Below are 22094 nucleotides of genomic sequence, written 5' to 3' on the forward strand. Positions count from 1 at the left end.
ACCAATTACCAATTACCAATTGTCAATGAATATACAAGAACTGAAACAGCAGGTATTCCAGGCTAACTTGGAGCTGGTAAAACACGGTCTGGTGATCTTTACCTGGGGAAATGTAAGCGGTATCGACCGGGAAAAAGGATTAGTGGTGATTAAACCCTCCGGGGTGTCGTACGACGACATGAAAGCGGAAGACATGGTGGTCGTGGATCTGGAGGGCAACATGGTGGAGGGCAGTTTGAAACCTTCGTCCGACACGCCTACTCATGTGGAATTATACAAAGCATTCCCTTCCATAGGCGGGATAGCACATACCCATTCGACCTATGCCACCGCATGGGCGCAGGCCGGATGTGACATTCCCAACATCGGGACCACCCATGCCGATTATTTCAGCGGAGATATACCCTGCACGCGGGATATGACCGAACCTGAGGTGAATGGCGACTATGAAAAAGAGACCGGTACGGTTATCATTGAACGCTTCAAAGAACTGAACCCCGCACACCTGCCCGGCGTGCTGGTGAAAAATCACGGACCTTTCTCCTGGGGAAAGGATCCGCGCGAGTCGGTTCATAATGCCGTCGTAATGGAACAGGTGGCGAAAATGGCTTTTATCGCCTATCAGGTCAACCCCAACATCACCATGAACGAATTGCTTATCCAAAAGCATTTCTACAGAAAACACGGACCCGCAGCATATTACGGACAAAAATAACGACTATTACAAGTAATTCTCAGTTCTTAATTCTCAGTTCTTAATTCTTAACTTTTAATTTTTAATTCATAATTCATCAACTTATGCAATTCAAAGATCAGGAAGTATGGTTTGTTACAGGAGCACAACTCCTGTACGGGGGCGACGCGGTGGTTACCGTAAATGCCCATTCGGAAGAAATGGTCAAAGGGCTGAATGACGCGGGACTACTCCCCGTAAAGGTGGTCTATAAAGGGACTGCCAATTCATCGCCCGAAGTGGAGAAAGTATTCAAGGAAGCCAATACCGATGTGAAATGTATCGGTGTGATCACCTGGATGCACACTTTTTCTCCTGCCAAGATGTGGATCAGAGGTTTACAAAGCTTCAGGAAACCTTTAATGCATCTGCATACCCAGTTTAACAAGGAGATACCCTGGAATGAAATCGACATGGATTTCATGAACCTGAACCAATCAGCACACGGCGACCGTGAATTTGGACATATCACAAGCCGTTTGCGAATGCCCCGCAAAGTGGTGGTCGGCTATTGGAAAGATGAGGAGACACTGCGGAAAATTGCGGCGTGGATGCGGGTTTGTGCCGGTTGGGCCGACGCCCAGGGGATGTTGATCATTCGCTTTGGAGATAATATGAACAATGTGGCTGTAACGGACGGAGACAAGGTAGAAGCGGAGATACGTCTGGGATACCATGTCGACAATGCACCTATCGCGACCCTGGTCCCGTATGTGGAAGCAGTCACAGATGCCGAAATCGATGCCCTTGTTTTCGAATACGAACAAATATACGACTTTGCCGAAGATTGCAGGAAAGGTGCCAAAAAACATCAATTCGTACGCGATGCCGCGGCACAGGAAATAGGATTGCGCCGTTTCCTCCAGGATAAGGGTGCCAAAGCCTTTACAACCAGCTTCAACGAGTTGGAAGGCATGAAACAGTTGATGGGATTCGCTTCTCAACGGCTGATGGCCGAAGGTTATGGATTTGGGGCTGAAGGCGACTGGAAAACTGCCGCCCTTGTACGTACCATGTGGGTAATGGGTCAAGGTTTACCCGGTGGACAATCGTTCCTCGAAGATTATACCCTGAATTTCGATGGGGAGAACAGTACCATACTGCAATCGCACATGCTCGAGATCAATCCCGATATTACAGGGACAAAACCACGCATCGAAGTGCATTTTCTTGGGATAGGTGATGCCCGCACCTGTGCCCGTTTGGTATTCCAGGCGCATGAAGGTAAAGGGGTGGCTGCCACTGTCGTGGATATGGGTAACCGATTCCGCATGATTGTCAATGAAGTGGAAGTGGTAAAACCGCAAGCTTTACCCAAATTGCCGGTTGCCTGCGCATTATGGAAACCAATGCCTAACCTGGAGGTAGGAGCCGGTGCATGGATATTGGCCGGAGGAACACATCACACCAGTTTCTCTTTTTCAGTGACCACCGAAATGTTGGAAGACTATGCCGAAATAGCCGACATAGAACTGGTTGTCATCGATAAAGACACCACTATCCGTGATTTCCGGAAGAAACTGCGTGATAATGAGGTGTATTACCTGTTAAATAAAGCGTTAAAATAATCATTGCAACATGTGCCCATGAAAAACGTAATTGGCACATATCAACACATCAGCACATTATGAAATACGTCATAGGATTAGACTACGGCACGGACTCATGTCGTGCCGTCATTGCCGATGCTTTGAGCGGTAAGGAAATATCCACCGCCGTGAAATATTATCCGCGTTGGAAACAGGGGAAGTATTGTGATCCGAAAACTAACCGTTACCGCCAGCATCCGCTCGATTATATCGAGGTATTGGAAGAGAGTATCCGGGAAGCTTTAACGAAAGCCCCCGCAGGAACAGCAGGAAATGTAGTGGGGATGGCATTCGATACTACAGGATCGACACCTGTGCTGATCGACGAAGAAGGCACTCCTCTGGCCTTGCGCCCTGAGTTCGCCGAAAACCCCAATGCGATGTTCGTGCTCTGGAAAGACCATACGGCGGTGAGAGAGGCGGCCCAAATCAACGCGCTGGCAAAGAGATGGGAAATCGATTATACCGCTTATGAAGGGGGCATTTATTCCTCCGAATGGGTATGGGCCAAGATGCTGCATATCCTGCGCGAAGATGAGCAGGTGCGGGGAACAGCTTATTCATGGGTGGAACACTGTGACTGGATGCCCGCATTCATCACCGGGAATTCCAAACCGGAGACGATGCCGAGAAGCCGTTGCGCCGCAGGACACAAAGCGATGTGGCATGCTTCGTGGGGCGGACTGCCTTCCGAAGAATTCCTGATGGCGCTGGATCCGCTGCTTGCCGGCTTCCGTTCACGTTTGTATGAAGAGACCTATCCCAGCAATGTAAAAGTGGGACACCTCACTCCCGAATGGGCCGCACGGCTGGGGTTGACCACCCACGTGGCCGTGGCCGTGGGAGCGTTCGACTGCCACATGGGTGCCGTGGGAGCTCAGATCAAGCCGGGAGACTTTGTACGGGTGATCGGCACATCCACCTGCGATATCATGGCGGTGCCTTATGAGGAGATCGGCGACAAACTGATTCCGGGTATCTGCGGACAAGTGGACGGGTCGGTAATACCCGGAATGGCCGGACTGGAAGCCGGACAATCGGGCTTCGGAGATATTTATGCCTGGTTCAAGCAGGTATTGGAGTGGCCGCTCAAACTGCTCGTCAACAAATCGAATCTGCTGGATAGGGAAACAAAAGAAAAACTGGTTACAGAAATTGCAGATGCGATCATCCCCGAACTGACCAAGGAAGCTGAAAAAGTGCCGGTGGGCGAAAGTACTCTCATTGCCACCGACTGGATGAACGGGCGCCGCACACCCGATGCCAACCAACTGTTGACGGGCTCTATTTGCGGATTGACGCTGGGAAGCACCGCCCCCCTGATCTTCAGGGCACTGGTAGAAGCAACTGCCTACGGTTCCAAGGCGATCGTCGATCGTTTTCTGGAAAACGGAGTGGAGATCAAAGAAGTGATCGGTATAGGCGGTATTTCTTTAAAATCACCTTTCGTGATGCAAACCTTATCCGATGTGTTGGGCATGCCCATCAAAGTGGCAAAAACCGAGCAGGCATGCGCCTTCGGAGCCGCCATGTTCGCAGCCGTTGCGGCAGGTGTATATGGGAAAGTGGAGGATGCCCAGGATGCGATGGGACAAGGATTTGCTTTCGAATACCACCCGAACGCTGAAAATCACGCCGCATACATGGAGTTGTATAAGAAATACCAACAAATAGCTCTTTTTACTGAGAATGAACTAACGCAAATCAATTAATCGGATAAAAAATAAACCATGGCTCTATTAGATTGGATTGTTATCATATTATTCTGCTTCGTCCTGATAGGAATTATTGTTTGGGTGATGAGGCAAAAACAGGATAGTTCCGCAGATTATTTCCTGGGTGGACGTGATGCCACATGGATCGCTATCGGAGCATCCATTTTCGCCTCCAATATCGGGTCGGAGCACCTGATCGGACTGGCGGGCGCGGGCGCGTCGAGTGGTATGGCAATGGCCCACTGGGAAATACAGGGTTGGATGATCCTGATACTGGGATGGGTATTTGTGCCGTTTTATTCACGCAGTATGGTCTATACCATGCCCGAGTTTCTGGAACAGCGCTATAATCCTCAATCACGGACAATATTATCGCTTATTTCATTGGTGAGTTACGTGTTGACGAAAGTAGCCGTGACAGTGTATGCCGGAGGACTTGTGTTTCAACAGGTGTTTGGGATACAGGAATTGTGGGGAATTGATTTTTTCTGGATATCGGCCATCGGCTTGATCCTTATCACGGCGATTTACACTATTTTCGGTGGAATGAGATCAGTGTTGTACACCTCCGTGCTTCAAACGCCTATACTGTTGTTGGGATCCCTTGTGATATTAGTGCTGGGGCTTCGCGAACTGGGCGGATGGGATGAAATGATGCGGATTGCGGGTGCCACGCCTGTCAACGAATACGGTGATACCATGACCGACCTGATACGCAGCAACCGCGATGCCAACTTCCCCTGGCTGGGTGCCCTGATTGGATCGGCCATCATCGGGTTCTGGTACTGGTGTACAGATCAGTATATCGTTCAGCGTGTATTGTCGGGTAAAAACCAGAAAGAGTCCCGGCGGGGAACCATCTTCGGCGCATATCTGAAACTGCTTCCCGTATTTTTGTTCCTGATACCGGGAATGATCGCTTACGCCCTCCACCAGCAGAGTCTGGCCAATGGCGGTTTCCTTCCCATGATGGCAAACGGAGTGCACAATGCCGACGCCGCTTTCCCCACACTGGTAGCCAAATTGTTGCCGGCCGGGGTGAGAGGACTGGTGGTGTGCGGAATCCTTGCGGCTTTGATGAGTTCGCTGGCATCGTTATTCAATTCTTCTTCGATGTTGTTCACTATCGATTTTTACAAACGGTTCAAACCCAATACATCGGAAAAGAAATTAGTCGTCATCGGACAGGTCGCCACGGTAGTGATCGTCATATTAGGTGTGCTCTGGATTCCTATCATGAGGAGTGTAGGCGACGTACTCTATGCTTACCTGCAGGATGTGCAGTCGGTACTTGCACCGGGCATTGCCGCGGCATTCCTGTTGGGTGTCACCTGGAAACGTGCCAGCGCCAAAGGGGGTATGTGGGCACTTATTTCCGGAATGGTCATCGGGTTAACCCGGTTGGGCGCCAACGTCTTTTACAGCAATGCCGCGAATCCATCCCAAAACCTCTTTAAAGCGGTTTTTTATGATATTAACTGGCTCTTCTTCTGCGGTTGGATGTTCCTGTTCTGTATCATCGTGGTAATTGTAGTCAGCTTGTTCACCCAAGCACCGTCACCCGCCAAGATACAGGGATTGGTATTCGGAACGGCAACTGCCGGGCAACGTGCCGAAACACGCGCGAGCTGGAACAAGTGGGATATCATCCATACAATGGTCATCCTGGGGATTACCGTGGCATTCTATATCTATTTCTGGTAAAAAGAAGTCAAACCGAAATAACAAAAAGGCTCCCGACGGGCAATGGCATGCTCTCTGGAGTCTGAATGACGAAGATGGAGCCATCGCCCCTGCGGTTTTACAGATTCAGAAAACAGGAGTTGCACTCGTCAATGAAGGGTTTAACGGTATTCGCGTGAAGACGAAAGAATAGCATGGCCGGAAATAAACCGATGAAAATATTTTTTGTTTGGAAATGGAGTTTTGATAGAAAAAATAATAATAGAGGAAACAGGATGAATAGAAAAAAACTCAACTGGATAATCATTTTTCTTATTTGTGTCTCGTTTGCGAATGCTCAGATAAGTCCGCAGATAGAATATTTCAGGTTACAGGATGTCAGACTTTTGGAAAGTCCTTTCAAGCACGCGGAAGAATTAAACAAGCAATATTTGCTGGAGATGGATGCCGATCGACTCCTTGCACCTTTCCTGAGGGAGGCAGGTCTGCCACAGAAAACCGAGAGTTATACCAATTGGGAGAATACGGGGCTCGACGGGCACATCGGAGGGCATTACCTTTCCGGACTGTCGCTGATGTATGCATCTACCGCAGACGCGCGGATCAAAAGCCGGCTGGATTACATGCTCGCTGAACTCAAACGGTGTCAGGATGCGAACGGCAACGGATATATCGGTGGCGTACCCGGTGGAAAAGCGATCTGGGAAGAGGTTGCCGCAGGAAATATCCGTGCCGGCGGGTTCGACTTGAACGGTAAATGGGTGCCACTCTACAATATCCATAAGACCTGCGCGGGACTGAGAGATGCCTGGCTGGTGGCAGGGAATGAAGAAGCGAAGGAGATGTTGATAAAAATGACCGATTGGGCAATCACGCTTGTTTCCGGATTATCGGAAGAACAATTGCAGGATATGCTCCGCAGCGAACACGGCGGATTGAACGAAACCTTTGCCGACGTGGCAGCCATTACGGGTGACGAAAAATACCTCGAACTGGCGCGAAAGTTTTCCCATCAATTGATATTGGAACCTTTGCTTCACCGTCAGGATCAACTGACCGGAATGCACGCCAACACCCAGATACCGAAAGTACTGGGTTTTAAACGTATTGCAGACCTCGAGGGCAATGAATCGTGGGAGAAGGCAGCCCGTTTCTTCTGGGAAACCGTGGTGGAAAACCGGTCGGTATCGATCGGGGGAAACAGTGTTTCCGAACATTTCAACCCCGTGGACGATTTCTCACGGATGATCAGCAGCATCGAAGGCCCTGAAACCTGTAACACCTACAATATGTTACGGTTAAGCAAAATGTTGTATCGGACCTCGAAAGATAAGAAATATGCAGACTATTACGAGCGTGCCCTTTACAATCATATCCTCTCCACCCAACATCCGCATACGGGTGGATTCGTCTATTTCACGCAGATGCGTCCCGGGCATTACAGAGTCTATTCGCAACCGCATACCAGCATGTGGTGCTGCGTGGGGTCAGGCATGGAGAATCATTCGAAATACGGTGAGATGATCTATGCCCATACCGACAACGAGCTATATGTCAATCTTTTTATTCCATCGTTGTTAAAGTGGAAACAGCAGGATGCGGAGATCATTCAGGAAAACAACTTTCCCTATGAAGCCTCCACGCGGATTACCGTGAATCCCCGTGAACAGAAGCAGTTTACACTCTTATTGCGTTATCCTGGATGGGTAAATGAAGGAACCGTAAAAATTAAAGTGAACGGGAAACCATATCCGGTAGAAAATAAAAACGGATATATTCCTGTCGACAGAAAATGGAAAAAGGGCGACAAAGTGGTGATGGAGATGCCTATGAGGTTGAAAGCCGAGCAACTGCCGGACGGTTCCGGCTACTATTCGTTCCTGTATGGTCCGATAGTACTTGCTGCAAAAACCGGCACTGAAGACCTGGCCGGTTTGTTTGCCGATGACAGCAGAGGCGGGCATATCGCACACGGAAAACACATTCCGATGAAAAATATGCCACTGTTAGTGGGAGAGCCCGACAAGTTGGTCTCTTACCTCTCTCCCGTGCCCGGTAAGCCGCTGACCTTCCATCTGGGCAACCTTTACCCGGAACAGTATGCAGAGGGTATGGAGCTGGTTCCCTTCTTCAGCCTGCATGAATCCCGCTATATCATTTACTGGCCGCAGGCGACCGAAGAGGAGGCGGAACAGATCCGTCTTGAACAGGAAAAACAGGAGGCAGAAAGATTGAGACTGGATGCTGTGACCGAAGACAAGGTGGTATGCGGTGAACAACAACCCGAATCGGATCACTTTATCGAGTCTGATAATTCGAGAACGGGTGTTTTTGAGGATACACGCTGGCGTGAAGCAAACGGATGGTTCAGTTATAAACTGAAGAACAGCGGCAGAAAAGCCCGTCACCTTTATCTGGCGTATTTCGACAGGGATCGTTCACGTAATTTCGAAATACTTGTCAATGATATACGGGTAAAGGGACTCTCATTAACGGGCAATAAGGGAGATGAGATGCAGAAGCTGATCGTTCCCATTCCGGAGAATATTTCCCGAAGCGAAACCCTCACTGTAAAATTCATGGCGATGCCGGGCAGTATGACGGCAAAGATCGCAGAAGCGCGTCTGCTCTCTCAATGTGTGGGAGAAACTGGATATGTCGCTTACCTCTTCGCCTATTTCACCGGTAACAGGGTGGAAGAAGAAGCGGTGAGGTATGCCATCAGCAGCAACGGCTACAATTATTATACGCTGAACGATAACCAGCCGGTGATCGACTCCAAGAAAATCAGTTCGACCGGCGGCGTGCGTGATCCCCATATTCTGCGGGGAGAAGACGGCAAGACCTTTTACATGGTGCTGACCGACATGACCTCATCCAAAGGATGGGACTCAAACCGCGCGATGGTGCTGCTCAAGTCCTCCGACCTGGTCAACTGGACATCGAACGTCATCAATATCCAGGAAAAATACGAAGGGCAGGAAGATCTGAAACGGGTATGGGCGCCGCAAACCATTTACGATCCGGAAGCCGGGAAATACATGGTATACTGGTCGATGAAACACGCAGACGGAGCTGATATCATTTACTATGCTTACGCCAATGACGATTTCACCGACCTGGAGGGAGAACCCCGTCCGTTGTTCCTGCCTGAAAACCGAAAATCGTGTATCGATGGAGATATTATCTTCAAAGACGGCCTGTTCCATATGTTCTATAAGACCGAAGGAGACGGCAACGGCATCAAACTGGCGACTACCCGCTCGCTGACCTCCGGGCAATGGACAGAGCATGAGGATTACAAGCAGCAGACGCCGGAAGCCGTGGAAGGATCGAGTGTGTTCAAACTGATCGATTCCGACAAATATATATTGATGTATGACGTCTATATGAAAGGGGCCTACCAGTTCACCGAAACTACCGACCTTATGAATTTCCAGGTGATCGACCATGAGATATCCATGGATTTCCATCCCCGGCACGGATCCATTATTCCTGTCACCCAAAAAGAGCTGGATAAGCTGATTGCCCGGTGGGGTAAACCCGAGAAATTTTCCGCAAATATCCCCAACCCGGTGCTGAAAGGGTTCTTTGCCGACCCCTATGCGCTCTATTCCAACAATACAAACAGGTATTATATCTATCCTACCAGCGACGGGTATAACGGTTGGTCAGGCACCTATTTCAAGACATTCTCCTCTGATAATCTCGCCGATTGGAAGGATGAAGGCATCATCCTCGACCTGAAAAAAGATGTCTCCTGGGCCGACAGGAACGCCTGGGCGCCCTGTGTTATTGAAAAGAAGACAAAGGAAGGATATAAGTATTATTACTATTTCACGGCGGCGCAGAAAATAGGCGTAGCCGTCGCCGATGATCCCGCCGGCCCCTTCGTCGATTCCGGAAAACCGCTGATCGACTTTAAACCCGAAGGAGTGAGAGGCGGACAGGAGATCGATCCGGATGTCTTCCGCGATCCTGTAACGGGAAAAAACTATCTTTTCTGGGGCAACGGCTATATGGCCGTGGCGGAGCTGAACGACGATATGGTATCCATTAAAAAGAACACCATCAAAGTGATGACGCCCGATGATACATTCCGCGAAGCGATCCATCTCTTTTACCGCAACGGCATCTATTATTTCCTCTGGTCGGAAGAGGATACCCGAAGCGAGAATTACAGGGTACGTTACGCTACCTCAAAATCGCCACTGGGACCACTTGCCATTCCTGAGAATAACTTGATCCTGTCGAAGTCCCCTGACCACGGGATTTGGGGTACTGGCCATAATTCGACGTTAAAAATAAAAGATAAAGACGAATGGTATATTGTATACCACCGTTTTTTCCGTCCCGAAGGGATCAAGTGGGGAGATGCTGCCGGTTATCACCGTGAAGTTTGTATCGACCGCATGGAATTCAACGAGGACGGGAGTATTAAACCGGTAGTGCCCACCGCAGTGGACAATTGACAATGGATATTGGAAAGCTGAAAATCAAGAAGCTGAAAATCAAGAAGTTATAAAGTCAAGAAGAGAAGGAATAATGGAAAATCGGTAATTGGTAATTGGTAATTGGTAATTGGTAATTAGTAATTAGTAATTGGTAATTAGTAATTGGTAATTTCCCAAATCCCAAAACTAAAATAGTCTTGATTCTTGAATCTTGATTCTTGGCTCCAAATATTTAAACAAATGAATAAATTTACCTCACTAATTCTCATTGGCCTCCTGGCCATATTGGCAAGCAGTTGCAATAACAGGAAGAAAGGTATATTCGAGGTCGGACAGAATGTCTTCCTGCTGAATGGTGAACCTTTCGCGGTAAAAGCGGCAGAACTCCATTATCCGCGTATCCCGCGGGAATATTGGGAACACCGCATTCAAATGACCAAAGCGTTAGGAATGAACACGATTTGCCTCTACATATTCTGGAATATCCACGAACAGGAAGAAGGGCAATTCGATTTCACCGGAAATAACGATGTGGCTGCCTTCTGCAGGCTAGCCCAGAAACATGGGATGCATGTGATCGTGCGCCCGGGGCCCTATGTCTGTGCCGAATGGGAGATGGGGGGATTACCCTGGTGGTTGTTGAAGAAAAGCGGCATCAAGCTTCGGGACAACGATCCCTATTTTCTGGAACGCACCCGCCTGTTCATGAACGAGGTTGGAAAACAGCTCGCGGACCTGCAAATCACGAGAGGCGGCAATATCATCATGTTTCAGGTGGAAAATGAATATGGGGCATACGGCACCAATAAGGAATACGTGGCCAATATCCGCGATATCGTAAGAGACGCGGGGTTGGATGAGGTACCTCTTTTTCAGTGTGACTGGAATTCCAACTTCGAGAACAACGCGCTCGACGACCTGTTGTGGACGATCAATTTCGGCACCGGGGCAAATATCGGAGAGCAGTTCCGTCGCCTGAGAGAACTACGTCCCGAAAGCCCGCTGATGTGCAGCGAATTCTGGTCCGGTTGGTTCGACCATTGGGGAGCCAGACACGAAACACGCAGTGCGCAAGCACTGGTAGCGGGACTGAAGGAAATGCTGGATCAGAATATTTCGTTCAGTCTGTATATGACGCACGGTGGAACAAGTTTCGGACACTGGGGCGGAGCCAATTTTCCCAATTTTTCACCTACGACCACTTCTTACGACTATGATGCCCCCATCAACGAGTATGGCCGGCCAACAGAGAAATATTACCAGGTACGCGAACTGCTGGAACAATATCTTCCCGAAGGAGAACAGTTGCCTCCTGTTCCGGATCCAATGCCCATCATTTTGATCCCTGAATTTGAGTTGAAGGAAAATGCCATTTTGTTCGACAATCTCCCCCAACCGGTACGCAGTGAAGAGGTAAGGTCGATGGAGTATTTCGACCAGGGATGGGGAAGTATCCTTTATCGCACCAAGCTAAAAGAATCGGCTGTACGCCAGACGCTGGTGATCACAGAGGCCAATGACTGGACGCAGCTGTTTCTCAATGGGGAACGGATCGCTACTCTCAGCCGCCTGAAAGGAGAAGGCGCTGCCGTACTGCCGCCTGTGAAGGAAGGTGATCTGCTGGATATTCTTGTGGAAGCGATGGGACGCATGAATTTCGGCAAGGGGATATATGACTGGAAAGGGATTACCGGAAAAGTGGAACTGGTTGCTGAAAACGGGACAACGGAGTTAAAAGGCTGGGAAGTATACAACATCCCGGTAGATTATACATTTGCAAAAGAGAAGAACTACAGGGAAGAGCCCAACAGTGGCGGGCATCCCGCTTATTACCGGGGCACCTTTACGCTGGATGAAACCGGCGACACCTTCCTCGATATGAGGAATTGGAGTAAAGGGATGGCCTGGGTGAACGGTTATGCTATCGGACGTTATTGGCATATCGGGCCCCAGCAAGCGTTATATGTGCCGGGGTGCTGGCTGAAGAAGGGCAAGAACGAGGTGATCGTGCTGGATATGGCTTCTCCTGAGAAGCCCACGCTGAGCGGATTAGCTGAACCTATTCTCGACGAACTCTCACTGCAAGGTTCCGCCTATGCACACCGGAAAGCGGGAGAAGAGTTGAATCTCAGCGGCGAGCAACCCTACCATACCGGTTCGTTCACACCGGGAAACGGATGGCAGCATGTGAAATTCGGGAAACAGGAGCAGATCCGCTATTTCTGCCTTGAATCACTCAATTCACACGGAGGAGACAATTATGCCGCCATCGCGGAACTGGAATTGCTGGGAGAAGAGGGGAAACCCGTTTCACGTCAACATTGGAAAGTGGTGTATGCAGATAGTGAGGAGACCAACAACGCCAATAATATTGCCTCCAACGTATTCGACCTGCAGGAATCGACCTTCTGGCATACCGACTACTCCACCCTTAATCCCACACACCCGCACCATATCGTCATCGATCTGGGTGAAGACAAAGTCATCAGCGGATTTTCATACCTGCCGCGTCCCGAATCGGGAAAACCGGGTATGATTAAAGATTACAGGGTATATGTGAAGAAAACGGCTTTTAAATTAACTCAATGACATAAGCAACTCAAAAACATATTGGATATGAAGAAATATTTTTTAATCATTCTTTTATCGTGCATATGCATCAATAGCCTATCCGCACAACAAACCTACGAATTGGTTGTCAATGCGGGAAAGCCGGGAGCGGAGATACAGCCCACCATGTACGGGTTGTTCTTCGAGGATATCAATTTCGGAGCCGACGGCGGTTTGTATGCCGAACTGATCAAAAACCGCTCTTTCGAATTTCCCCAGTCGTTGATGGGTTGGAACACTTTCGGCAAAGTGGAGGTACGCAGCGATGACGCTCCCTTTGAGCGCAATCCTCACTATGTGCGTCTGGACAACGCGGGACACGCCCATAAGCATACCGGACTGGAAAACGAGGGTTTCCGCGGCATCGGGGTGAAGAAAGATGCCGCATACCGTTTCTCGGTCTGGGCACGCTCCGGCAACGCTGCCGGACAAAAGATCAGGATTGAACTGATCAATGCCAATAACGATCCTTTTGAACGGAAAGAGTTGGCAATCGATTCCGGGGAATGGAAGAAATACGAGATTGTGCTTACCTCGCCAAAGGAAGAGCCAAAAGCTTCACTGCGTATATTCCTCACATCGGAAGGACCGGTGGATCTGGAACATATCTCCCTTTTCCCCACCGACACCTGGAAAAGCAGGGAAAACGGCCTACGCAGAGACTTGGTAGAGGCGCTCAATGAACTGAATCCCGGCCTGTTCCGTTTCCCCGGTGGATGCATCGTGGAGGGGACCGACCTGGAAACGCGTTACAACTGGAAAAACTCGGTCGGCCCGGTGGAAAACCGTCCCTTGAACGAAAATCGCTGGCATTACACCTTCGCACACCGGTTATTCCCCGATTATTTCCAGACCTACGGAATGGGATTTTATGAACTGTTCCTGCTTTCCGAAGATATGGGTGCCGAACCGCTGCCCGTAGTGAACGTGGGATTATCCTGCCAATACCAGAACGAAGGGGAACATTGCCATGTGCCGGTGGGAGAACTGCAGGATTATATCCAGGACGCGTTAGACCTTATCGAATTTGCCAATGGTTCCACTTCCACCACCTGGGGTAAAGTCAGGGCGGAAATGGGACATCCCGAACCGTTTAACCTGAAGTTTATCGGTATCGGTAATGAGCAATGGGGACCCGAATACCCTGCCCGACTGGAAAAATTTATCGAAGCCATCCGCGCGCAATATCCCGAAATAAAGATCGTCGGAAGTTCCGGACCACAAGCCGAAGGTGAGGATTTCGATTATCTGTGGCCGGAGATGAAACGGTTGAAAGTGGACCTGGTGGATGAACATTATTACCGTTCGCCGGAATGGTTCCTCAAACAGGCCGCGCGCTACGACTCCTATGACCGTAAAGGCCCAAAAGTATTCGCGGGCGAGTATGCCTGCCATCCGCAAAACAGGAAGAACAATTTTGAATCGGCATTGTGCGAATCCGCATTTATGACCGGACTGGAACGCAATGCCGACATTGTGCACATGGCGACTTATGCCCCCCTGCTGGCACATGTGGATGCGTGGCAGTGGCGTCCCGACCTGATCTGGTTCGACAACCTGCGTTGTGTGCGCACGCCCAATTATTATGTACAGAAGCTATACGCGCACCATGCGGGTACCCATGTATTACCGCTTACATCGAATAAGAAAGCCCTTACAGGACAAGACGGGTTGTATGCCTCTGCCGTGATCGACACCCATAAGAAAGAGATCATCGTGAAGTTAAGCAACCTATCGGAAGAAAACAAAGAGATACGGATCAGCTTGGAGGGTTTAAACCGCGGGATGAAGATACAACCGCGAGCGCAGGCGTTCCTGTTGAAGGGGGAAGCGGACCAAGAAAACAGGCTGGATGATCCCGATGCCATTGTACCTGTCGACTCTTCCGTTTCTGTCAACGGAACGGTATTGCAAACGACAGCAGAAGCCGGTTCATTCAATGTGTATAAGATTGCTTATACAGATTAACGGGGTGTATAAAAAGCCGTTACTCTATATCGCGGAGTTCGATCTCCGGAGGAAAACCTTCTTTTTCATCATCAGGGGCGACCGTTTGGCCGCCCCTGTTTGATTATTCTCCCAATATCTCTGTAAACCGTTTCAATATATTTATTCGGACACATATTGAAGTCCTTCTTCAAGCAGAAAGAATTTTTATATATTACTATGACTTTGTCAATGATTGGCGCATTGCCGAGTTTAAAAAATTAGTGGCTGAAGATACCTCCTCCAGATAGCAGTCAAATAAGGTTAATCATCTCTTTATCATCGCACTGAAAAGAAGGCTTTTTTAATAGGTAACGATTTAGAAACGGTTCTTTTAACAGTCGTCTGCTACATTTTTCATAAGCCGGATAATTCTTTTACAAAGCTAATTAAAAAATTCAAATTTTTAGTTTTTACGGCATTAATTTAAAGCGAGAAAAGTTATTTCTACGTATAAGAGCTTAATTTAAAACAATTCCAAATAATTAGAAATGTAAGTATCAAATGCAAAGGCACATAATGCTTAATTCGTTATAAAATAATAATTGATACTTTGCAAAATAACGAATAATTTATTACAGATAAAGAACAATTTTTGAATTCTAAGTTGGAACTTAAGAGAAACTTTTTATCAAATATCTTTTTACTATTAATCTTTTCACTAACTTTCGCAAAATTAAATCGAGAACTTTGATACTCAATACACAAATACTGCCAGAGTTGTCAACGGTCAGGAGACTGGTCGATTATGTCTTGCTAAATTCATGCTCCGTGAATTCTTCCGGGCTGTATAACGGAAAAGCAGGAATAGCATTGACATTGTTCGAAGTTTCTAGGTATTTACAAGATGAATATATCGAAGAACAGGCATTTGATTTATTACAAGAATCATTATTAAGTAAAAACGAAGATATAAGTTTTGAAAACGGATTGTCGGGGATTGGATATGTTTTAATTTATTTACTAGGAAATAAATTTATAGATGGAGATTTTGAGGAATTATTCGGGGAAAACTTGAATAAAATCTTCAATCAATTATCTGATTTAGAGAAGAAGCCATTTGATAAACGAATACTCTCATTTCATCTTAAAGTTGTATATTTTCTATCAGCATTAGAGGAATACAGGGGTTCTGAAAAATCAGGCTATTTCATTCGTCTCTTTTCAGAAAACGTAAATATTGAATTAGAAAGGGATATTACTATTTTAGAAAAAAAACATGAAGGAAATTTAAAAACTGCTTTTCTCACTTTTTTCAAGAATTATGTAGATATTACCCTCTCATGTCCATCTCTTATCCTTTCACCACAAGTGCTAAAGGGATACATCAATCTTCACGTTAAGAATAAAACAGTATGTGATTTTTCAATTGGATGTGCCTTGAAAAAGATTGCAGATAAGGGGAATGATAAAAAGTTGAAAGAAGTTGCGGAGCAAAATATATTATTTGCCCATCAAAATATTTATCCCACAGTTTTGTCCTTATAGCAACGAATTGATTTACTTTATTTGCTACATCAACATAAGGAGAACTATGCACAACAAATTATCAGGTTAAAAAAAGACTTATTTGATAATACGAAAGATATATTTTTGGAAAAGAATTTGGTGCGATACATTTCATCTAACACCTTTATGGCCGGATATCAATCTGGAGTATCCCGTTACTTACTTTATTGGATATTTAAAAACTCAAATCGACAGGCGAATATTCCTTTTTTATAGAAACATAATGGAACCTTTCAATTTATATCTGATGGATATGTCTCATGCCGATAACACATCGGGGGTCGATAGGTATATGCATACTTTGTTAAAAGGATTGGAAGCTTATGCACATATCAAGGTTTATTGGATTCATTTAAGACATGATACAACTATTTTATTTCACTATGAAGAACGAACCGAATTTTATACTAAAATCACTATTCCTTTACCGCAACAGTTTCATGAAATCATATCTCAAAAATTCTGGATAAACAAGTATAATGAACAGATTTATCGTATTGCTCATCACTTGTTTGAAGAAAAAGAGAATTGTATTTTACATATTCATACCCTCAATCTGATTGATTTAGCCCTTTATATTAAAACACACATTGCCTGTAAAATCATTACACATTTGCATTGTATTCCATGGAAAGATTCATACAACAGAGACAAAAATAAGTTTAATGAGTTATTTACTTTACAGTTAACAAAAGGAAAGAGTTTAACGCGAAAACGAAATAAATTCTTAACGAATAACAGCGAACTTCAGTCCTATACTGAGGCTGATATTATTATTTGTGTAACCAATTGCGCCAAAGAGTTTTTACAAAACACAATGGGTATTCGGCAAAATAAAATAAAAGTAATATCTAACGGAATAAACGACTTTAAATCCAAAAAATCCGATTTAACAAAGAATAATAATGGAATTTTAAAAATGCTTTATGTAGGTGTTTTATCTGAAAGCAAAGGATTAAGTTATATTCTAGAGGCAATGCGAATAGTTCAGCGAAAAGGCTATGCCATTTCTTTAACAATAGCCGGGAAGGTTCATCCTCTTCAAGCTTTTGATATAAAGGAAAAAAATCGTGACTTGTTGTTGAATGTTACTGGGCGGATTCCTTTTGAAGAGTTGTCCGTTTATTATCGTGAAAGCGATGTAGGAGTCATTGCATCCCTTCAGGAACAATCCAGCTATGTGGCCATCGAAATGGCAATGTTTGGATTGCCGGTAATCACAACTGCTGTGGATGGATTGGATGAAATTTTCACCGACAATGTAAATGCGCTTAAAGTAAATACCCTTTTTTCGAAAGCTCGCGGTCTCACGGTTGATACGGTACAATTGGCGGCGAAAATAATATTTTTAATAGAGAATAAAAAAATAAGGGAACAATTAAGTCTGAATGTACGCAGATTATATGAAACTGAATTGACATTAGATCGAATGATGAAACAAACTGTAGAAGTTTATAAAAATATAACGAAAGAAATAAATCATGTGTAAAATATCTGTGGTAATGTCCACTTATAATGTTGAAAAATACGTATCTGAAGCAATTGAAAGCGTATTAAAACAATCATTTTCTGATTTTGAATTTATCATCGTTAATGACGGCTTCACCGATGATACACTTTCAATTATACGTTCTTTTAAAGATGAACGGATAAAACTGATTGAAAATAAACATGATTTTATTGAATCACTAAATTTAGGGATGAAGGCGGCTACCGGTAAATATATTGCCCGAATGGATGCCGATGACATTATGCATATAGATCGGTTAAGAATCGAACAAGCCATTTTGGAAGAGAACCCCGATATCACAGTATGTACATCATGGATATCGCCTTTCGGCGAAGGAATACCTAAAGGAACTGTCAACCGCACCATTTCAGGCATCGTAAAATCTCCTCTGCTTCATTTATTGCGAAACAATCTTTTCTTTAATCCAACATCAATGATGCGTAGTAATTTTGTCAGAAAAACAAATTAAAATATGAATATTACGATTTTGCTGAAGATTACAAGTGGTGGGTGGAAATGGCAAAAGCAGGAGCAATATTTTATATTGAACCGCAATCGCTATTGTATTACAGGATATCCGAATCACAAGTAACAAATCGTTTTAAGTACAAAATGACAGAAACCTCTATCCGGATAAAAAAAGAAATAATTGATTTTTTGATAGCCTCAAATAATAACCTATTTACAGAACTATCTGAAACTTTAACAGTTTTCTACAAGTTGAAAACGAATAACTTATTATCGGAAGAGGATATTATCCGATTCTTCCATGTGCTTTTTACAAAAAATGAAATTTTCCTGACCACCGATATAAATAATGGATAATTGAAATATAAACAATTTAAAACAAAATCAAATGAAAAAATTAACAAGAAAAAGTTTGGATGAATTGGCAAAAACAATGCCTATTGTAAGTAAAACGCAGCAAAACGGCTTTATAGGAGGAGCTATGTATTTTGATTCTAATGGGAATTTCGTCGGTAGTTATGGCGAAGGAAACGGTATTATTATTGCTCCAACTATTTTACATTCCGGTATATCGTTTGATGTTGCCTCGCCGGAAACCGTTGGTAAGGTGATGACAACTATGGCAAGAGCAGTTGGTATATCAGGGAATGTTAATATTATATTCGATAGGGGAGACCTATATGGTAGAGCCCATGAAGATGGAAGTGTTGATTTCAATTATAATGCAAATATAATGGCACATAATAACTATTACGATTTCTTATCTGTTTTACATCACGAAAATCATCATTTAATGTCTATGGAAGATGCGGGGACAAGCCAATCTGAATTTCAAGCATTAATATATGAAATAAATCAGCCATCTTTTCAAAACACTTCAGAATATTATAGAAGTAATACTATGTATCAATATAATTCTTATATCCCGAGTGGTTACAATTATCCGAGTGGTAACTATGACCCAAGTGGCAACTATTAAATATAAAAATATGAAAAAAATTAGTTTTATTGTGGTTATTTTATTGTTGATTGGTAATTTCAATGCTCTCGTAAAAGCACAATCAATAGATAAAAAATATTACGTTTTTTTACGCAATGCGGAAACATCCGATTTGCTCTATTTAAACGACTCTATCCCATATTTGATGAATAGATCACCATTAGAGGTGTTTCCAAAATATAAGAACTTGTATGATGCCTACAAAGAAATTACCCCTGTAGAGCTGAAATTTGAATTTGGAACACAAATACCCCCATTTAACCACACTGCTTATCAAGTAATGTGGTACCTAAAAGATAGTGTCCTTTATTTATCCGATATTAAATTTTACAGTCTCCGTATTTGTGACTATAAATCAGTTTTTCCAAACAACGAACAATATAAATTAATGGAAAAATTGACTAAAGTGAAAATTGATAAAACAAAACGACCTTTATCAAGCGATCCCTTTAGGCATACTAATACAATTGGTATGATACTGGCGAATTGGTTTAACGATACTTTATTAATAAAAAGAGCCAGGGATTCGTTTGAGGATATTGAAAAGTGGTTACTGTCGACACCACTTGAAGAGCTTGTTTTCAAAAATGGAAAATTGATTTCTATAAAAACAACTGATACATATTGACATTAAATTTTATTTGCGAGGAATATAAACAAAATTAATTTTTAAGTGAATTAAGCTTCTCCCCTTTCTTAGACAGTTATTACTATCAGATAAGTTAGTTTCCCGGTACCGCCCCGCGGGGCGGTACCGGGAAACTAAGCGGCCACCCGGAACATCTCTTCCGGCGTTTTATATCCCAATGACTGATGGGGTCTTTTCCTGTTATAAAATTCCATATAATCCTTTATTTTGTGATATAACTCCATCGCCCAAACCTAGTTGACACGATCCACCCTCACCCCCCTGGGCAGGTAGGGGTGGACGGTGTGCCCTTCGCCTTTGTGCGGCTTGCCGGTGTTCGGACGGGGGCCCATGCCGTATAAATCCATCTGGCGGTATAGCCGCCGCACGCGCTTGTGGTTCACATTATGCCCCAAGCCACGCAAATACTCCGTCATCCGGGGTACTCCATAGAACGGGGTGTCCATGTGTTGCTTGTCTGTCAGCTCCATCAGCTCTTCATTGTACGAGCCCTCTTCACGGGGAGAATAGTAGAAGCTGCCGCGGGGAACATCCAAGACCTCACATTGGCGGGAAACGCTCAATGGGTGAGACTTGTCGATCTGTGACATCCGCTTTTTCTTATCTATTTCCCCAATACTTTTTTTAAGAAATCAACCTCCAGCTGGAGTTGGCCCACTTTCTTGAAAAGTGCGTCCTTTTCCCTGTCTTCCTCAGGTTTACTTGCTCCCCTTGCGAAAATCGAATCCGCATTGGATGGAAATTGACTCTTCCATGTTGAGGTCTGACTTGGGTGGAGTTCGTATTTGCGGGCGATCTCCTGTACTGTTTCCCTTTCTTTTAGGACTTCTAAAACGACTTTCGTTTTGAAGCCTGAACTGTAACTTTTTCTCTTGACCATGACAACAAAATTAATACTTTTTTTTAATGATACTTGTTGTCTAAGATTTGGGGGTAATTATATTTCCTCACTCTCACAACCGAATGAAGTTTTATCAGCTTCATTCGGTTTTATTGTTTCCTGATTTTGCAGTTGGTATTTCTTTGCGACTGTTATACCTTCTATAAAAGTCTGCATGGGCGTTTTCCCGAAACAGTACTTCCCGGAGCGGGTTCTTTCCGTGTTGTAAGAGTTCATCCATGCGTCAATGTCATTTTGTAGTTGTTCAATAGTGGCATAGATTTTCTTTCTGAATGCGATGGCATTGAACTCGTTCTGCACAGTTCTGTTGAACCGTTCACAGATACCGTTTGTCTGTGGACTTTTTGCCTTGATTTTAGAGTGGTCTATATCCTCTACAGCCAAATACAGTTCATACTCATGGTTTTCTCTCTTCCCGCAGTATTCCGTGCCCCTATCAGTGAGCATGCGCATCAACTTCAAGTCATGTTGTTCGAAAAAAGGAATGACCCTATCGTTGAGCATATCAGCAGCTACAAGCGCATTCTTCCTATCATACAGCTTTGCAAACCCTATTTTGGAGTAAGTGTCTATGACAGTCTGCTGATAAATGTGTCCTACACCTTTAATATATCCCACATAATAAGTATCTTGTCAGACAAGAAAACCGGGATAATAGGTTTCGATTTCTCCATGTGCTTGTTTTTCTTCTTTCGCTTTTTCCAATGCTGCTACCTGGTTCTCGTCAAGGATGATACCCTCTTGTTCCACTTTAGCGGATAATGCTTTCAGGCGTTTCTGGAAAGTTTCCATATCATGCCGTAGCCATATGGAGCGCACCCCGCCCGGAGAAATAAGAATACCTTTCTTACGGAGTTCATTAGATACACGGACTTGTCCTAATGCAGGGTTGTCTATTGCCATTTGTACAACAGCCTGTTCGATATGTTCCTCCACACGGTTCTTCATGACCGGTTTACGGCGGGAAATCTCCTGCAAGCAACTTCACCGCCTTGTTCGTATACCTCTTTAAAACGATAAAAACTGTCACGGCTATAGCCCATAATCTTGCAAGCTCGTGATACGTTTCCTAACTGTTGGGAAAGTTCAAGCAATCCCAGTTTGTTCTTAATGACTTTTTCTGCTGTCGTCATAACTCAATCTGTTTTCTGTTACAAAATTATTCTTTTTTATGCGTAGCTGTCAGATTAAGTCTTGACTAATTCAAATTAATGAACCCAATCAAGTGGTTCTACCATCCTCTTATAAACTTCCATGCGGGTATAACTTCAATTTCTATTCCATCTT

The 22094-nt window shown here is 44.8% G+C and carries 16 protein-coding genes and 1 pseudogene; 13 read left to right on the top strand and 4 right to left on the bottom strand.

The features are described from left to right. Positions 1–25: 25 nt before the first annotated feature. From araD to D7D25_RS05600, 12 genes are all read left to right on the top strand, one after another. Complete coding sequence (gene araD, locus D7D25_RS05540) at positions 26–715, top strand: L-ribulose-5-phosphate 4-epimerase (protein ID WP_122967959.1); 690 nt, start codon at positions 26–28, stop codon at positions 713–715. Between the two features lie 83 nt (positions 716–798). Beyond that, entirely contained in the window at positions 799–2301 is a 1503-nt protein-coding gene (gene araA, locus D7D25_RS05545; protein WP_122967960.1) for an L-arabinose isomerase, read from the top strand. A 59-nt stretch (positions 2302–2360) separates the two neighbouring features. Then, the gene (locus D7D25_RS05550; RefSeq protein WP_122967961.1) at positions 2361–4034 is read left to right on the top strand and encodes a ribulokinase; all 1674 of its coding nucleotides are present in this window, start codon (positions 2361–2363) and stop codon (positions 4032–4034) included. A gap of 18 nt (positions 4035–4052) precedes the next feature. Next, entirely contained in the window at positions 4053–5741 is a 1689-nt protein-coding gene (locus tag D7D25_RS05555) for a sodium:solute symporter (RefSeq protein ID WP_122967962.1), read from the top strand. Between the two features lie 254 nt (positions 5742–5995). Continuing rightward, a complete protein-coding gene (locus D7D25_RS18775; protein ID WP_255417202.1) occupies positions 5996–10192 on the top strand; it encodes a beta-L-arabinofuranosidase domain-containing protein in 4197 nt (1398 codons plus the stop codon). A gap of 222 nt (positions 10193–10414) precedes the next feature. Continuing rightward, positions 10415–12763 (top strand): beta-galactosidase, encoded by a 2349-nt coding sequence (locus D7D25_RS05570; RefSeq protein ID WP_122967964.1) that lies wholly within the window; start codon positions 10415–10417, stop codon positions 12761–12763. Between the two features lie 27 nt (positions 12764–12790). Then, the gene (locus D7D25_RS05575) at positions 12791–14752 is read left to right on the top strand and encodes an alpha-L-arabinofuranosidase C-terminal domain-containing protein (RefSeq protein WP_122967965.1); all 1962 of its coding nucleotides are present in this window, start codon (positions 12791–12793) and stop codon (positions 14750–14752) included. A 708-nt stretch (positions 14753–15460) separates the two neighbouring features. Continuing rightward, complete coding sequence (locus D7D25_RS05580; RefSeq protein ID WP_221407957.1) at positions 15461–16258, top strand: lanthionine synthetase LanC family protein; 798 nt, start codon at positions 15461–15463, stop codon at positions 16256–16258. A 244-nt stretch (positions 16259–16502) separates the two neighbouring features. Beyond that, entirely contained in the window at positions 16503–17768 is a 1266-nt protein-coding gene (locus D7D25_RS05585) for a glycosyltransferase family 4 protein (RefSeq protein WP_148038858.1), read from the top strand. A gap of 13 nt (positions 17769–17781) precedes the next feature. Continuing rightward, on the top strand, positions 17782–18258 hold the full coding sequence (locus D7D25_RS18470) for a glycosyltransferase family 2 protein (protein ID WP_255417203.1): 477 nt from the start codon (positions 17782–17784) through the stop codon (positions 18256–18258). A gap of 387 nt (positions 18259–18645) precedes the next feature. After that, positions 18646–19236, top strand: coding sequence for a hypothetical protein (locus tag D7D25_RS05595; RefSeq protein WP_122967968.1), 591 nt, complete (start codon positions 18646–18648; stop codon positions 19234–19236). A 10-nt stretch (positions 19237–19246) separates the two neighbouring features. Next, positions 19247–19885: a hypothetical protein gene (locus D7D25_RS05600; RefSeq protein WP_122967969.1), complete on the top strand. Its 639-nt coding sequence runs from the start codon at positions 19247–19249 to the stop codon at positions 19883–19885. A 134-nt stretch (positions 19886–20019) separates the two neighbouring features. On the opposite strand, the gene D7D25_RS05605 is transcribed toward D7D25_RS05600, so the two are convergent. Both D7D25_RS05605 and D7D25_RS18780 read right to left on the bottom strand, forming a co-directional pair. Continuing rightward, positions 20020–20130 carry an integrase core domain-containing protein gene (locus tag D7D25_RS05605; protein WP_122967970.1) on the bottom strand — a complete coding sequence of 37 codons (111 nt, stop codon included), beginning with the start codon at positions 20128–20130 and terminating at the stop codon, positions 20020–20022. A 9-nt stretch (positions 20131–20139) separates the two neighbouring features. Continuing rightward, positions 20140–20376, bottom strand: a complete 237-nt coding sequence (locus tag D7D25_RS18780; protein WP_370453837.1) for an IS3 family transposase — start codon at positions 20374–20376, stop codon at positions 20140–20142. On the opposite strand from D7D25_RS18780, the gene D7D25_RS18475 reads away from it, so the two are divergent. Beyond that, a complete protein-coding gene (locus tag D7D25_RS18475; RefSeq protein WP_255417204.1) occupies positions 20293–20493 on the top strand; it encodes a hypothetical protein in 201 nt (66 codons plus the stop codon). The two genes, D7D25_RS18780 and D7D25_RS18475, sit on opposite strands and share 84 nt — an antisense overlap. 17 nt (positions 20494–20510) lie before the next feature. Here D7D25_RS18475 and D7D25_RS05615 read toward each other — a convergent pair whose 3' ends face one another. Beyond that, entirely contained in the window at positions 20511–20786 is a 276-nt protein-coding gene (locus D7D25_RS05615; protein WP_122967972.1) for a transposase, read from the bottom strand. 57 nt (positions 20787–20843) lie between these two features. Continuing rightward, positions 20844–21940: pseudogene (locus D7D25_RS05620) on the bottom strand (IS481 family transposase). Positions 21941–22094 lie beyond the last annotated feature (154 nt).

It is taken from the genome of Proteiniphilum sp. X52, from assembly GCF_003712195.1.
In the GTDB taxonomy this organism is placed as follows: domain Bacteria; phylum Bacteroidota; class Bacteroidia; order Bacteroidales; family Dysgonomonadaceae; genus Proteiniphilum.

Coding starts and splice junctions, on each gene's coding strand:
- D7D25_RS05615 (WP_122967972.1), bottom strand. CDS start 20,786: ATGGTCAAGAGAAAAAGTTACAGTTCAGGCTTCAAAACGAAAGTCGTT.
- D7D25_RS05550 (WP_122967961.1), top strand. CDS start 2,361: ATGAAATACGTCATAGGATTAGACTACGGCACGGACTCATGTCGTGCC.
- D7D25_RS05570 (WP_122967964.1), top strand. CDS start 10,415: ATGAATAAATTTACCTCACTAATTCTCATTGGCCTCCTGGCCATATTG.
- D7D25_RS05555 (WP_122967962.1), top strand. CDS start 4,053: ATGGCTCTATTAGATTGGATTGTTATCATATTATTCTGCTTCGTCCTG.
- D7D25_RS18780 (WP_370453837.1), bottom strand. CDS start 20,376: ATGGAGCTGACAGACAAGCAACACATGGACACCCCGTTCTATGGAGTA.
- araA (WP_122967960.1), top strand. CDS start 799: ATGCAATTCAAAGATCAGGAAGTATGGTTTGTTACAGGAGCACAACTC.
- D7D25_RS18475 (WP_255417204.1), top strand. CDS start 20,293: ATGCCCCAAGCCACGCAAATACTCCGTCATCCGGGGTACTCCATAGAA.
- D7D25_RS05600 (WP_122967969.1), top strand. CDS start 19,247: ATGAAAAAAATTAGTTTTATTGTGGTTATTTTATTGTTGATTGGTAAT.
- D7D25_RS05575 (WP_122967965.1), top strand. CDS start 12,791: ATGAAGAAATATTTTTTAATCATTCTTTTATCGTGCATATGCATCAAT.
- D7D25_RS18470 (WP_255417203.1), top strand. CDS start 17,782: ATGTCCACTTATAATGTTGAAAAATACGTATCTGAAGCAATTGAAAGC.
- D7D25_RS05605 (WP_122967970.1), bottom strand. CDS start 20,130: ATGGAGTTATATCACAAAATAAAGGATTATATGGAATTTTATAACAGG.
- D7D25_RS05585 (WP_148038858.1), top strand. CDS start 16,503: ATGGAACCTTTCAATTTATATCTGATGGATATGTCTCATGCCGATAAC.
- araD (WP_122967959.1), top strand. CDS start 26: ATGAATATACAAGAACTGAAACAGCAGGTATTCCAGGCTAACTTGGAG.
- D7D25_RS05595 (WP_122967968.1), top strand. CDS start 18,646: ATGAAAAAATTAACAAGAAAAAGTTTGGATGAATTGGCAAAAACAATG.
- D7D25_RS18775 (WP_255417202.1), top strand. CDS start 5,996: ATGAATAGAAAAAAACTCAACTGGATAATCATTTTTCTTATTTGTGTC.